Source organism: Candidatus Solirubrobacter pratensis (assembly GCF_000425945.1).
Classification (GTDB): Bacteria; Actinomycetota; Thermoleophilia; order Solirubrobacterales; family Solirubrobacteraceae; genus Solirubrobacter; species Solirubrobacter pratensis.
On the sequence record NZ_KE384481.1, the window covers coordinates 187,803 to 201,714 of the forward strand.

Here is a 13,912-nt window from a genome sequence, read left to right on the forward strand (position 1 = left end):
GGTCAGGCAGCCGACCACATAGGACACCCGTCGACTGACGGCCCAGCGACGCATGTCCATGCCCACGACGCAAGCCCTCGATGCCGGTACCGAGCGCCTGATCGCGGAGGTCCGTGCGCGCCGCGAGCAGGCGCTTCCCGCGCGCGAGCGCGTGGTGGAGGCGACGCTCGCCGCCGCGACGGTCGCCGCCGCGCTGGCCTTGGCGCTGGTCGCCGACTCCGACCGAGCGTTCTCGCTCCCGCTCGCCGTCGCGTTCACGGCCGCGGTCGGCATCGTCTCGCGCGTCAGCTTCGCCGTCGGCGACGGGCGCGTAGTCCCGACGCAGCTCGTCTTCGTCCCCATGCTCCTGCTGCTGCCCACGCCGCTCGTGCCGCTGCTCGTCGTCGGCGGGATGGTCGCGTCGCTCGCGGGCCCGGCGCTGCGCAAGAGCATGCCGCGCGAGCGGATGCTGCTCGCCATCAACGACGCCACCTTCGCGCTCGCCCCCGCGTTCGTGCTGACCGCGCTCGGCGCCGAGTCGCCCTCCTGGCCGCGCTGGCCGGAGTACATCGCCGCGCTCGCGGCGCAGTTCGCCGCCGACACGGTGCGCGAGACGCTGCGCTCCTACCTCGCCGCCGGTGTCGCGCCACGCGTCGTGCTGCAGGAGATGCTCGAGGTCTTCCGGATCGACGCGCTGCTCGTGCCCATCGGCCTCCTCGCCGCGCTCGCCGCCGCCGACGCGCCCGCCACCGCGCTGCTCGTGCTCCCGCTCGTCTACCTGCTCGTCCACTTCTCGCGCGAGCGCGAGGCGCGCATCAACCAGTCGATCGAGATGACCCGCTCCTTCCGCGGCACCGCGCTGCTGCTGCGCGACCTGCTCGAACAGGATGACGAGTACACCGGCCACCACACCGAGGACGTCGTCGACCTGTCCGTACGCGTCGCCGTGCGGATGGGCGTCAGCGAGGCGATCAAGCGCGAGACCGAGCTCGGCGCGCTCCTGCACGACATCGGCAAGATCCACATCCCCGACGCGATCATCAACAAGCCCGGCAAGCTCGACGAGGAGGAGTGGGCGATCATGAAGACGCACACGATCCTCGGGCAGCGGATGCTCGACCGGGTCGGCGGGATGCTCACCCGGGTCGGCCTGCTCGTGCGCGCCTCGCACGAGCGCTACGACGGCGGCGGCTACCCGGACGGCCTGCGCGGCGAGGAGATCCCGCTCGGCGCCCGCATCGTCGCCGCCTGCGACTCCTTCAATGCGATGACCACGACGCGCTCCTACCGCAAGGCGCTGCCCGTGTCGCACGCCGTCGCGGAGCTCGAGCGCTGCTCGGGCACCCAGTTCGACCCCGCCGTGGTCGACGCGCTGCTGGCCGTGATCGGCGACCCCGGATGGACGCTCACCGTCCGCGAGCCGGCGGACAAGCCGGCCACCGACGCGCGCCTAGGCGAGGGCCCGGCGAACGTCCACGACGCGATACGGGCGTGAGTCCGGTCACGGGGCGGGCGCGAAGACTCGCGATCGTCTCCGCCGGGGGACCTAGGCGCGGACCCGCTCCCCGCGCGGGTCGTAGAGCGGCTCCTCGGCCACGGCGCCGGCCACGCGCGCGCCGAACACCTCGACGTCGACCTCCGTCCCGGGCTGCGCGTGCTCGGCGGGCAGGTACGCGTAGGCGATCGAGCACTCGACCGTGTAGCCGTAGCCGCCGCTCGTCACGCGCCCCGCGACCGCGCCGTCCACCCGCACCGGCTCGTTCCCCAGCGCGACCGCGCGCGGGTCGTCGAGCACGAGGCAGCACAGCCGCCGCGCCGGCTCCTCCACCAGCGCCGCGCGCCCGAGGAACTCCTTGTCGCGCTTGACGCAGAACCCGAGCCCCGCCTCGTACGGCGTGTCGTCGGACGTGATGTCGGCGCCCCACACGCGGTAGCCCTTCTCGAGCCGCAGCGAGTCGATCGCGCGGTAGCCGCCGGCGACGAGCCCGTGCGGCGCGCCCGCCTCCCACAGCGTCCGCCACAGCGCCGTGCCGTACTCCGCCGGGCAGTAGAGCTCCCACCCGAGCTCGCCGACGTAGGTCACCCGCAGCGCGCGCACCGGCACGTCGCCGACGGCGATGTCCCGCCAGCTCATGTAGGGGAATGTCAGATCGTCCGTGCACGCGCCGACCATCACGGCACGAGCCCGAGGACCCCACAACCCGATGCAGGCCCAGCGCGAGGTGACGTCCACGACGTCGACGCCCTCGCCCGCGTGGCGCGCGATCCATGCCAGGTCGTGGCGGCCGAACGCGGTGCCGGTGACGATCGAGAAGCGGTCCTCGGCGAGCCGCGCGACCGTGAAATCGCACTCGATCCCGCCGCGCGAGTTGAGCATCTGCGTGTAGGTGACCTTGCCGACCTCGCGCGCGACGCGGTTGTCGCACAACCGCTCGAGCAGCTCCGCCGCCCGCGGGCCGGAGACCTCCAACTTCGCGAACGACGTCTCGTCGAACAGCGCCGCGGCCTCGCGCGCGGCCCGGTGCTCGGCCGCGATCGCGGGCGACCAGTGCATCCCCGCCCAGCCGCGCGGGCGCTCCGCGTCCGCGCCTTCGTTGGCCGCGTACCAGTTCACGCGCTCCCAGCCCGACTTCTCCCCGAACACGGCGCCGTGGGCCTGGTGCCACGCGTAGATCGGGGACACCCGCAGCGGGCGCCCGGCCGCTCGTTCGTGGTTCGGATACTTGATGTCGTAGTAGGTCTCGTAGGTCTCCTTCACGCGCGCCAGCGTGTAGCGAGGCGAGCGGTAGTGTTCGCCGAAGCGGCGCACGTCCATGTTCCACAGGTCCAGCGGCGGCTCGCCGGAGTCGATCCAGGACGCCATCACCCGCCCGACGCCGCCCGCGCCCGCGAGCCCGTGCGCGCAGAACCCGGCGGCGACGAAGAGCCCGCGCACCGCCGTCTCCCCCAGGCAGAACTCGTTGTCGGGCGTGAACGCCTCAGGCCCGTTGATGAGCTTGGTGACCTTCACGTCCTCCATCGCCGGGACGCGCATGCGCGCGGCGTCCGCGATCGGCTCGAAGCGGTCCCAGTCCTCCTCGAGCAGCCGGCCGTTGAAGTCGGCGGGGATCCCGCCGTCCGCATGCCAGGGCGCCGACTCGCGCTCGTAGCCGCCCATCACGAGCCCCGCCCCCTCCTCGCGGAAGTAGATGAGGTTGTCGGGGTCGCGCATCGTCGGGAGATGCCCGTTGCGGTTCCTGAACGGCTGCGTGACCAGGTACTCGTGCGCCATCGGCACGATCGGCACGCGCACGCCGGCCAGCGCGCCGATCTCCGCGGCGTACATGCCGCCGGCGTTGACCACGACCTCGCACTCGATGTCGCCGCGGTCGGTCTTCACGCCGCACACGCGCCCGCGCCGCAGGTCGAAGCCCGTGACCCGCGTGCGCGTGAAGACGGCGCAGCCGCCGCGCCGGGCGCCGTCGACGAGCGCGAACGTCAGCAGCGAGGGATCGAGGTAGCCGTCGGTCGGCAGCCACGACGCCCCGAGCACGCCCGCGGTGCTCATCAGCGGGAACTTCGTCGCCGCCTCCTCGCCCGAGATCAGCTCCAGCGGCAGGCCGAACGTCGAGGCCCAGCCGGCCTGGCGGCGCGTCTCCTCCCAGCGCTGCGGCGAGCACGCCAGGCGCAGGCCGCCGCACTCGACCCAGCCGCAGTCGAGCGTCCGGTAGAGCTCGACCGAGTACATCATCATCCGCGTCAGCGTCAGCGAAGCGCGCAGCTGTCCGACGAGCCCGGCGGAGTGGAACGTGGATCCGCTCGTGAGGTCCGCACGCTCGAGCAGCACGACGTCGCGCCACCCGAGCCGCGCCAGGTGGTAGGCGATCGAGGCGCCGGCCACGCCGCCGCCCACGATCACGCAGCGGGCGCTCGCCGGAAGCTCCGAAGCGCGCCGCGGCGGCGCCGACCGTGGGCTCACGCGCCGCCGCGCCCCTCAGGCGGCAGCGCCGGGACCGGCCGCGCATCCCGCAGCCAGGCCTCGAAGCACGGGTCGGCGAGCCGCTCGCGCACGCGCGCGAGGTGCGCCGCGGCATATGCGCCGAAGTCGAAGTCCAGCTCGGAGACCGCGCTCTGCACGACCGCCCACATCGCCTCCCAGAACGCCGCCATCACGCGCATCAGCCGCAGCGCGGCGAGCTGGTCGGCGCGCGGCGGCGCGTCGAGGTACGCCTGCAGCAGGCGCTCCTCGCACGCCTCGTCGAAGTCGTTGTCGGACGCGAGGTTCGCGAGGTCGAAGAACGGGTCGCCCTGGCCCGCGTACTCCCAGTCGAGCAGCCGGACCCGCTCGCCGTCGTGCATGAAGTTCGCCATCAGCAGGTCGTTGTGACACGGCGCGGACGCGCGCGTCCCGAGCGCGGCCGAGATCCGCGCCGCCGCGGCGGAGACCTCCTCGAAGCCGGCGGGCAGCGGCGCGCCGCGGCGCAGCGCGGTCGCGCGGTAGCGGGCGACGCGCTGCCACGGCGAGAACGCGTAGCCGAGCGGCGGGCCGGAGTGGACGCTGCGCAGCGCTGCCGCCACCTGCTCCAGCAGCGGCCCGCGGAGCTCCTCGGCGCCGACCGGGCGGCCCACGATGAACGACGTGACCAGGCACTCGAGCCGCGGCTCGAACGCGATCACGTCGGGCGCGATGCCGCGGGCGGCGCGCGTCGCGTCGCGCTCGGTCGCGCGATCGATCCCGAGCAGCGCCGTCTCCTTGCCCGGCAGCCGCAGGACGCAGTCGCGGCCCGCCCAGCGCAGGCGGTAGTTGCGGTTCGTGATGCCGCCTTCCAGACGCTCGGGCTCGGACTCCGGCTCGCCCAGGACCGGCCGCAGCGCATCGATCGCGGCCGCCAGGGGGGTCACGCCGGCGGCCCCGCTCACGGCCGCTCCACCAGCAGCGATTCCCCGGCGCGCGGCTCCAGCTCGCCGGCGGGCAGCGCGAGTACGACGCGCAGCTCGTCGCCGTCCGGGTCCACGCGCACCACGCGCGCCTCGACGCGCATCTGGTGCGCGCGCACGAACGTCCCCCGCCCCACGCCGCGGTCCACCAGCCCGCGCCGCGCGAGCGCGTCCAGCGCCTGGCGCAGCGTCATCCGGCTCACGCCGAACGCCTGCGCGAGCGCGCGCTCGGGCGGGAGCCGCTCGCCCGCGGACAGCTCGCCGCCCTCGATGCGCTGCGCCAGCTGCGCCGCGATCTGCGCCCAGGCCGGCTCGTCGTCGCGACGGCGCAGGCGCAGGGTCAGCTTGCTCATCGAGTCGCCCCCTGGGCGATTGCTCCCAGCGACGCGAGCGCGCAGCGCGAGGCGTCGCCCGTCACCTCGCCCGGGAGAATCGCCCCCCGGGCGATTGCTCCCAGCGACGCGAGCGCGCAGCGCGAGACGTCGCCCGTCACCCCGCCCGAGAGAATCGCCCCCTGGGCGATTGCTCCCAGCGACGCGAGCCCCCTGGGCGAGCCGTCGCCGGTCACGCCAGCTCTGCCCTCGCGCTCTCCGGGACCTTCGGCGCCGGGATCTCGTGCCGGCGGGCGGCGTAGAAGAGGCCGCCGACGATCAACACGAAGCCGAGCACCAGCCACAGGATCGGGATGTCGTTGAGGAAGCCCGGGAACGAGAGCAGGCCGCCGGTCTCGCTCGCCTTCGGGTTGGTGGCGACGCGATGCCAGGCGAAGTTGATCAGCATCGAGCCGCCCCAGACGAGCGCGAGGATGTTGACGAGCCGGCCCCAGCGCCCGAGCGAGAAGGCGCCCGGCGTGGTCGGGAAGCCGCGGCCGCGGGCGCGCAGGATCGCGAGGTTCGCGAGCAGGTAGGAGAGGTAGATCATCCCGCTGGCGGCGATCGCGATGTACGCCACGCCGGCGTACTTGAGCAGGAACAGCGCCGCCATCAGCGCGACGACGATGCACGCGCCGACCGGCGTGCCCGTGCGCTCGTTGACCGTCTGCAGCACGCTCGAGCCCGGCAGCTGACGGTCGCGCGCCATGCCGTAGGCGAGCCGGATCGTCGACGCCTGGATCGCCAGGCAGCAGACGAAGATCGCGAAGGAGACGACGAACAGGTAGCCGGTCGCGAGCGCGCTCGAGAGGTTGCCCTGGATGATCTCCGGCGGCGAGATGCCGCCGCCGGCGACGACCTTCGAGAGGTCGCCCGGGATCGCCATCAGCATCGCCCAGAGGAAGACGAAGCCGATCACGAACGCGGCGCCGATCGAGCCGAGCACGGCGCGCGGCGCCGCGCGCCGCGGGTCGCGCGTCTCCTCCGCGAGGGTCGAGGCCGTGTCGAACCCGTAGATCACGAACAGGCCCATGAACATCGCGACGAGGAAGTTGCCCGCGGTGAAGTCGGCGCCGCCGGTGTGGAAGACGACGCCGACGCCCTGGTTGTTGTGGAAGAGCGCGAGGATGATCGCGAAGACGAACAGCCCGAGCAGCTCGAACAGCACGCCGGTGTTGTTGATCAGCGCCACCACGCGCACGCCGAAGACGTTCATCAGCGTGATCACCACGAGCGCGATCGCCGCGATCCACTTCTGGTTCGTGAGCGAGCCGGCGTTCATCGAGATGCCGATGTCGTCGAGCATCGGGATCAGGGTCAGCGGCAGCGTCGCGACGACGGCGGCGATCGTCAGCGCGCCCGCCCACAGGTAGATCCAGCCGGAGAACCACGCGTAGGCCTTCGAGCGCGCGAGGTACTTGGTCCACTGGAACACGGAGCCCGCGATCGGGAAGTGGCTCGAGACCTCGGCGAAGTTCATCGCGACGATGAACTGCCCGAGCGCCACGACCGGCCACGTCCAGAAGAAGGCGCCGCCGAGCGTCCCGACCCCGAGGATGAACAGCGTGAAGATGCCCGTCGCCGGCGAGATGTAGGAGAACGCGGCGGCGAACGAGCTGAAGAAGTGCAGCCGCCGGTGCAGGCGCTGCTCATAGCCGAACTGCGCGAGGTCGGCGCTGTCGTCGACGGCGCCGGCGGCAGGACGTGCGGTCGCTGTCATTCGGTCAGACCCTTTCGGAATTGGTCTAGTCCTTTGGCGGTGCGCGCACGCTATCCAGCTTGTGACGATCGTGTCAAGATGCCGCGAGAGGTAGCGTTCGCCTTCCATGGACGGCCTGAACCTGGAGCAGCTGCGCAACGCAGCACAGGCCGGGCGGATCGACACGGTCCTGCTCGCCTTCACCGACATGCAGGGCCGCCTGCAGGGCAAGCGGCTCACGGCGCGCCACTTCCTCGACTCCGTCGTCGAGCACGGCGCCGAGGCGTGCAACTACCTGCTCGCCGTCGACGTCGAGATGAACACCGTCGGCGGCTACGAGATCGCCTCGTGGGAGCGCGGCTACGGCGACTTCGCGATGGTGCCCGACCTCGAGACGCTGCGGCCGGTCCCGTGGCACGAGAAGACCGCGCTGTGCCTGGCCGACCTCGCCTGGGACGACCATGCCCCGGTCGCGCAGTCCCCGCGCCAGATCCTGCGCCGCCAGCTCGAGCGCCTCACCGAGCGCGGCCTGAAGGCCTCCGCCGCCACCGAGCTCGAGTTCATCGTCTTCAAGGACACCTACGAGGACGCGTTCGCGAACGGCTACCGCGACCTGACGCCGGCCAACCGGTACAACCTCGACTACTCGATGCTCGCGACCGGCCGGGTCGAGCCGCTGATCGGCCGGATCCGGCGCCAGATGACCAACGCCGGCATGCTCGTCGAGAACTCCAAGGGCGAGTGCAACGACGGCCAGCACGAGATCAACTTCGCCTACTCGGACGCGCTGCGCGCCGCCGACGAGCACTCGATCTACAAGACCGGCGCCAAGGAGATCGCCGCCCAGGAGGGCATGGCGATCACGTTCATGGCCAAGTACGACGAGCGCGAGGGCAACTCGTGCCACATCCACCTCTCGCTCCAGCGCGAGGACGGCTCGGCGGTGTTCGCCTCCGACCAGACCGCGTTCGAGCAGTTCCTCGCCGGCCAGCTCGCCGCGCTGCGCGAGCTGACGCTGTTCTACGCGCCCAACGTCAATTCGTACAAGCGCTTCGCGGCGGGCTCGTTCGCACCGACCGCCGTCGCCTGGGGCCGCGACAACCGCACGTGCGCGCTGCGCGTGGTCGGCCACGGCGACGCGCTGCGGATCGAGCTGCGGCTGCCGGGGGCCGACGTCAACCCCTACCTGGCGCTCGCCGCCATGATCGCCGCGGGGCTGCATGGATTCGATCACGAGCTGCCGCTCGAGCCGCGCGTCGAGGGCAACGCCTACACGGCGGACAAGCCGCGCGTGCCCGCGACGCTGCGCGAGGCGCACGACCTGTTCGCCGCCGGCCGCGTCGCAGCCGGCGCGTTCGGCGACGAGGTCGTCGCGCACTACCTCAACAACGCCCGCGTCGAGCTCGCCGCGTTCGAGTCGGCGGTGACCGACTGGGAGCGGGTCAGGGGGTTCGAACGCCTCTGACGTCGTCCCAACGGAGCTTGCGGCGACCGGCGGACGAGACCGCCTTCTCGGCGATCTTCGCGCCGGTCAAGGGCCAGACGGCGTTCGAGGAGACGCTCGAGCGCCTCGGCACCGCGATCAAGCTCGGCCTGCTGGCGCCCGGCACGCGGCTGCCGGCGGAGCGCGACCTGTGCGAGCAGCTCGGGATCGCGCGCTCGACGCTGCGCCAGGCGCTCACCGCACTGGGGCAGAGCGGCCACCTGCACGCCGTGCGCGGGCGCGGCGGCGGGACGTTCGTGGCGGAGTCCCAGCCGGTCGCCCAGCCGCCGACGGCCGAGGTGCTCGCGCACTGGCGCGACCGCTGCGACGCACGGCTGGCGGTGGAGCTCGGTGTCGCCGTGCTGGCGGCTGAGCGCGCCGAGCCCGCGGCGATCGAGTCGCTCGGCGAGCTCGTGGCGACGATGAGCGGCTGCCTGGACGACTACCCGGCCTACCGCCACGCCGACGTGCGCTTCCACATCGGGCTCGCGGAGGCGACCGGCTCGCCGCGGCTGGTGGCGGCCATGACCGAGGCGCAGGGCGCGATGACCGATCTCATCAGCTACATCGCGCATCCGCCGCAGGTGCTCGAGTGGGCCAACGGGCAGCACGCCCGTGTCGTCACCTGCCTGGAGCGGCGCGACTCCGCCACGGCGATGCGCATCATGGCCGAGCACCTGCGCGGCACCGAGCACGTGCTCGCCGGCCTGCTTCCCTCGTAGCGACTGATACATTCCGCCAAGAGGACGGAGGACCATACCTTTACGTGGGGAGGGCTTCATGACGCAGGTCGCGCCGAAGGAACTGCACGACGACGAACGTCGCCTCGCCGAGCTGGGCTACAAGCAGGATCTCCAGCGCGCATGGAGCGGGTTCTCGAACTTCGCGATCTCCTTCACGATCATCTCCGTCCTCGCCGGCTGCTTCACGACCTACGGGCAGGCGTGGAACAACGGCGGCCCGATCGCGATCTCGTGGGGCTGGCCGATCATCTGCGGCCTGATCCTGCTGGTCGCGTTCTCGATGGCGGAGCTGGTGAGCGCGTATCCGACCGCGGGCGGCATCTACTACTGGGCGTCCACGCTCGGCGGCCCGCGCTGGGGCTGGTTCACCGGGTGGTTGAACTGGGTCGGGCTGATCGGCGTGGTCGCCTCCGTCGACTACGGCTGCGCGCAGTTCCTGAACGCCACGCTGAGCCTCTACTCGCTCAACCTCGGCTTCGCGAACTTCGGCGACTCCGCGCACGTGCTGTCGGAGACGTTCTTCCTATTCGCGGTCATCCTCACGCTGCACGCGCTGATCAACATCTTCTCCTCGCCGCTGGTGGCGCTGTTCAACAACATCTCCGTGTTCTGGCACGTGGCGGGCGTCGCGGCGATCGTCCTTATCCTCGCGTTCGTGCCCGACACGCACCAGAGCGTCGACTTCGTCTTCACCGACCGCATCAACAACTCCGGCTTCGGCGGCGGGATGTTCTGGTTCTACGTGCTGCCGCTGGGGTTCCTGCTGACGATGTACACGCAGACGGGCTACGACGCGTCGGCGCACATCTCCGAGGAGACCAAGGGCGCGGCCAAGGCGGCGGCGCAGGGCGTCTGGCGCTCGGTCTTCTGGTCGGGCGTCGGCGGCTGGATCGTGCTGCTGGCGATCACGTTCGCGGCGACCGACGTGGCGGGCATCAACAAGGGCGCCGGCTCCTCGCTCGCCGTCTTCTCGACCGCGCTCACGCCCGGCTGGGACAAGATGGTGGTGTTGATCGCGACGATCGGGCAGCTGTTCTGCGGCATGGCGTGCGTGACGAGCTGCTCGCGCATGACCTACGCGTTCTCGCGCGACCGCGCGATGCCCGGCTGGCGGCTGTGGACGCGCCTGAACCACCACCGCGTGCCGGCCTACGCCGTCGTCTTCTCGTGCGTCTGCGCGCTGCTCATGACCGCGCCCGCGCTCGCCGGCGACGCCAACGGCGCGCCGTACGCGTTCTTCGCCGTCGTCTCGATCTGCGTGATCGGGCTCTACATCGCCTACGTGATGCCGGTCTTCCTGCGCTGGCGCAAGGGCGACGACTTCGAGCCCGGCCCGTGGACGCTCGGCGCGAAGTACCGCTGGATCAACCCCGCAGCGATCATCTGGGTCGCGATCTGCGTGATCATCTTCTGCCTGCCGTTCACGCCCGCCGCGGTGCCGTGGCGCGACGAGTTCGACATCAAGTACCTCAACTACGCGCCGGTGACGGTCGGCGGGCTGCTGCTGATCGTCGGCGTGTGGTGGGCGGTGCGCGCCAAGCACACGTTCAAGGGGCCGGTGCGGACGGTGGAGTTCGATGAGGCCGCCGGGGTCGTCGAGCGGTGAACAGGCCGGTGATCGGGCTGTGCGCCGCGATCGAGCGGGCGCGCTGGAGCGTGTGGGACGACGAGGCGGTGCTGCTGCCGCGCTCGTACGCGGTGGCCGTGCAGCGAGCGGGCGGACTCGCGCTGCTGCTGCCGCCCGACCCGGCCGCGGCCCTCGATCCTGACGAGACGCTCGATCTGCTCGACGGACTGCTGCTCGCCGGCGGCGCAGACTACGGCGAGTACCCGGAGCGCGACGCGTTCGAGCTGGCGCTGGCGACGCGCGCGATGGAGCGCGACCTCCCGTTCCTCGGCGTCTGCCGCGGGATGCAGCTGATGAACCTCGCGCGCGGGGGAACGCTGATCGAGCACCTCCCGGACGTCTACGGGCACGAGGATCACCGCGCGACGCCGGGCGCGTTCGGCGACCACGACGTGCGGCTCGTGCACGGGTCGCTCGCCGCGCGGGCGGCCGGGGAGGTGGTGCACGCGACCAAGTCGCACCACCACCAGGGCGTCGACGCGATCGGCGAAGGGCTGGAGGTGACCGGCCGGGCGTCGATCGACGACCTGCCGGAGGCGATCGAGGACCCGTCGCGGCGCTTCGCCCTGGGCGTGCAGTGGCACCCCGAGGCCGACCCGGTGGGCGCGGAGATCGCCGCGCTCGTGGAGGCCGCGCGCGACGCGCTCGGGAACGTGGAGGCGGCGTGACCCTCCATCCCTACACCGAGATGAAGTCCATGTACTACGCGACAGGAGGGTGATGGGACGGCTGGCGGGGAAGGTGTGCGTCGTGACGGGCGCGGCAGGCGGCATCGGTGGGGAGTCCGCGCGCCGCTTCCGCGAGGAGGGCGCGACCGTGGTCGGCGTCGACCTGGACGACGTCGCCGACGTCGACCTCTCGATCGCCTGCGACGTCGCCGACGAGCAGTCGGTGCGCTCGATGTACGAGGAGGCGACGGCGCGCTTCGGCCGCCTCGACGTGCTGTTCAACAACGCGGGCATCTCGCCCGACGACGACGGCTCCGTGCTCGATACGACGCTCGAGGGGTGGCAGCGCGTGCAGGACGTCAATCTGCGCTCGGTCTTCCTCTGCTGCAAGTACGGCATCCCGCGCCTGCTCGAGGCCGGCGGCGGCTCGGTCATCAACACCGCCTCGTTCGTCGCCGTCATGGGCGCCGCGACGTCGCAGATCTCCTACACCGCGTCCAAGGGCGCGGTGCTCGCGCTCACGCGCGAGCTCGGCGTCGAGTTCGCCCGCCGCGGCGTACGCGTGAACGCGCTCTGCCCGGGACCGGTCGACACGCCGCTGCTGCGCGAGCTCTATGCCGCCGATCCCGCGCAGGCCGCCCGCCGCATGGTCCACCTCCCGATGGGCCGCTTCGCCGCGGCGCGCGAGATCGCCAACGCGGCGCTCTTCCTCGCGTCCGACGAGTCCTCGTACATCACGGCGTCCACGTTCCTGGTCGACGGCGGGCTGTCCGGGGCCTACGTCACCCCTACCTGACGACGACGGGGATCCGAACGGACACGGGCCCGCGCGCGCCGGCGACGTCGCGGTAGCCGCCCGCGGCCAGCCGGCGCTGGTAGGTCAGCGTGATGGTCGTCCGGCCAGGGCTTCGCGCGGCGACGGTGACCCCGTCCGGCCCGGAACCCTGGAGCTCCACCGCGGCGCCGGGCGCGGCGGCGTCGACGCGGTTGAGCGGGTTGGCGAGCGCGAGCTCGGCGCCGTCGGCGCTCGTGACCCGCCAGCGCAGGCGCCGCTCGCTGCCGCTGCGCAGGACGAGCGCCCGCGCGCTCGCGCGCAGCCGGTACGGCGCCACGCCCGAGGGGATCGGCTCGTCGCCGGTCGACTGCTCGATGCTGAGCTGCCCGCCGGCCAGCCGCATCCGCTCGGTGTAGAGCCGGCGCTGCTCGGTGCCGGGGCTGGGGCGGCCGTGATGGACGTAGTAGAGCTCGCTGCCGTCGGGCGAGGCGGCGATGCTGCCGTGCCCGGTCGAATACATGCCGATCGCGGGATCCTGATGCAGGATCGGGTTGGCCGCCGCCTTCTTGAACGGCCCGAGCGGGCTGCTCGACGTCGCGTAGCCGACGCCGTACTGGGGCGTCTCCCAGTTGTTGGCGGAGTATGTGAGGTAGTAGGTCGAGCCCGCGCGCAGGATGCTCGAGCCCTCCTCCCAGCGCCGGTCCTTCTTCTGTCCGTTGCTGAGCGCGTAGTCGTTGACGTCGGCGTTCTCCCACGGCTGCTTGTCGTGGCCGTAGTCGAGCACGGTCACGTAGCCGTCGCGGCGCGGGCCGGCCGGGCCGCCCGGGCGGTCGTTGGCGCCCTGGTAGGCGGGCGCGATCGACGGCATCGTGCGCGCCGCCGGGTCGCTCCACCAGGCGGTGGTCAGCGGCACGGCGATGATGTTGGATTCCTCGACGTACTTGCCGAGGTCGGTGTCCCAGTTCCAGTTGCGGTACGCGTTGCGCGAGACGTAGAGGTACATGCGCCCGCCGTCGAACAGCACGTCGGGGTCGATCGTGGGGATGTAGGTCCCGAGCGGCGCCTTCTCGCCCTCGGCGAGCGTCGCCGGCGGCGTGCGCTGATCCGGCCCCATCAGCAGGTTGACGTCGTGATAGTCCGGGTCGTACGGGTTGAAGCCGATCGGCTGGTCGGAGATGTTGCGGAACGGGCCGGCGGGCGAGCGCGAGACGGCGACACCGATCTTGCACGGCTCCTCGAAGCCCGCGTATCCGAACCACCGTTGCTTGTTGGCGTCCGAGCGCGCGGCATAGAAGAGGAAGTACCAGCCGGTGCGCGGGTTGCGGTAGACCTCCGGCGCCCAGAACCAGTCGTTGCCCCACTGGTCGGGGTCGTCCGCGGGCAGCGCGCCGCCCGGCATCCGTTCCCACGTCGCGAGGTCGGCCGAGCGGTACACGCCGAAGTGGTAGCCAGGGCCCGCGCCGTCGGTCGAGTAGGCGTAGTAGTAGCCGGTCGCGGCGTCGTGCAGGACATACGGGTCCGCGGCGGGCTGGGACGCGTCGTTGAAGTAGGTGGCGTCGGTCCAGGACGGCGGGAGGGCGGTGGCGGCGGCGGGGGCCGCGAGCGCGGCGACGGCGGCGGCGCAGAGGACGGCGAGACGGCGCATGACGC

General features: G+C 72.1%; 11 protein-coding genes. 6 read left to right on the forward strand and 5 right to left on the reverse strand.

Translation table 11 applies throughout. The features are described from left to right. The first annotated feature begins 58 nt into the window (after positions 1-58). Complete coding sequence (locus H958_RS44405; protein ID WP_156028415.1) at positions 59-1,474, forward strand: HD-GYP domain-containing protein; 1,416 nt, start codon at positions 59-61, stop codon at positions 1,472-1,474. A 51-nt stretch (positions 1,475-1,525) separates the two neighbouring features. On the opposite strand, the gene H958_RS0130430 is transcribed toward H958_RS44405, so the two are convergent. The 4 genes from H958_RS0130430 to H958_RS41505 all read right to left on the reverse strand — a co-directional run bounded on the left by H958_RS0130430 (position 1,526) and on the right by H958_RS41505 (position 6,987). Further along, entirely contained in the window at positions 1,526-3,937 is a 2,412-nt protein-coding gene (locus tag H958_RS0130430) for a GcvT family protein (RefSeq protein WP_037412093.1), read from the reverse strand. Beyond that, positions 3,934-4,878: a choline/ethanolamine kinase family protein gene (locus tag H958_RS41495; RefSeq protein ID WP_051325025.1), complete on the reverse strand. Its 945-nt coding sequence runs from the start codon at positions 4,876-4,878 to the stop codon at positions 3,934-3,936. Before H958_RS41495 ends, H958_RS0130430 begins: the two co-directional genes overlap by 4 nt. Beyond that, the gene (locus H958_RS41500; protein ID WP_028061425.1) at positions 4,875-5,249 is read right to left on the reverse strand and encodes a GntR family transcriptional regulator; all 375 of its coding nucleotides are present in this window, start codon (positions 5,247-5,249) and stop codon (positions 4,875-4,877) included. The genes H958_RS41495 and H958_RS41500 overlap by 4 nt, the downstream gene beginning before the upstream one ends. 211 nt (positions 5,250-5,460) lie before the next feature. Next, positions 5,461-6,987: an APC family permease gene (locus H958_RS41505; protein ID WP_051325026.1), complete on the reverse strand. Its 1,527-nt coding sequence runs from the start codon at positions 6,985-6,987 to the stop codon at positions 5,461-5,463. Positions 6,988-7,093: 106 nt separating this feature from the next. On the opposite strand from H958_RS41505, the gene H958_RS0130455 reads away from it, so the two are divergent. From H958_RS0130455 to H958_RS0130475, 5 genes are read left to right on the forward strand one after another with little or no spacing between them, the layout of a single operon-like run. Next, on the forward strand, positions 7,094-8,431 hold the full coding sequence (locus H958_RS0130455) for a glutamine synthetase family protein (RefSeq protein WP_028061427.1): 1,338 nt from the start codon (positions 7,094-7,096) through the stop codon (positions 8,429-8,431). 17 nt (positions 8,432-8,448) lie between these two features. Next, positions 8,449-9,171, forward strand: coding sequence for a FadR/GntR family transcriptional regulator (locus tag H958_RS0130460; RefSeq protein WP_028061428.1), 723 nt, complete (start codon positions 8,449-8,451; stop codon positions 9,169-9,171). A 58-nt stretch (positions 9,172-9,229) separates the two neighbouring features. Further along, positions 9,230-10,798, forward strand: coding sequence for an amino acid permease (locus tag H958_RS0130465; RefSeq protein ID WP_028061429.1), 1,569 nt, complete (start codon positions 9,230-9,232; stop codon positions 10,796-10,798). Next, positions 10,795-11,487, forward strand: a complete 693-nt coding sequence (locus tag H958_RS41510) for a gamma-glutamyl-gamma-aminobutyrate hydrolase family protein (protein WP_037412096.1) — start codon at positions 10,795-10,797, stop codon at positions 11,485-11,487. Before H958_RS0130465 ends, H958_RS41510 begins: the two co-directional genes overlap by 4 nt. Positions 11,488-11,539: 52 nt before the next feature. Further along, positions 11,540-12,283, forward strand: a complete 744-nt coding sequence (locus H958_RS0130475) for an SDR family oxidoreductase (protein ID WP_028061430.1) — start codon at positions 11,540-11,542, stop codon at positions 12,281-12,283. Here the strand turns inward: H958_RS0130475 and H958_RS41515 are convergent. Continuing rightward, positions 12,276-13,907, reverse strand: a complete 1,632-nt coding sequence (locus H958_RS41515) for a family 43 glycosylhydrolase (RefSeq protein WP_051325027.1) — start codon at positions 13,905-13,907, stop codon at positions 12,276-12,278. The genes H958_RS0130475 and H958_RS41515 overlap by 8 nt on opposite strands. Positions 13,908-13,912 lie beyond the last annotated feature (5 nt).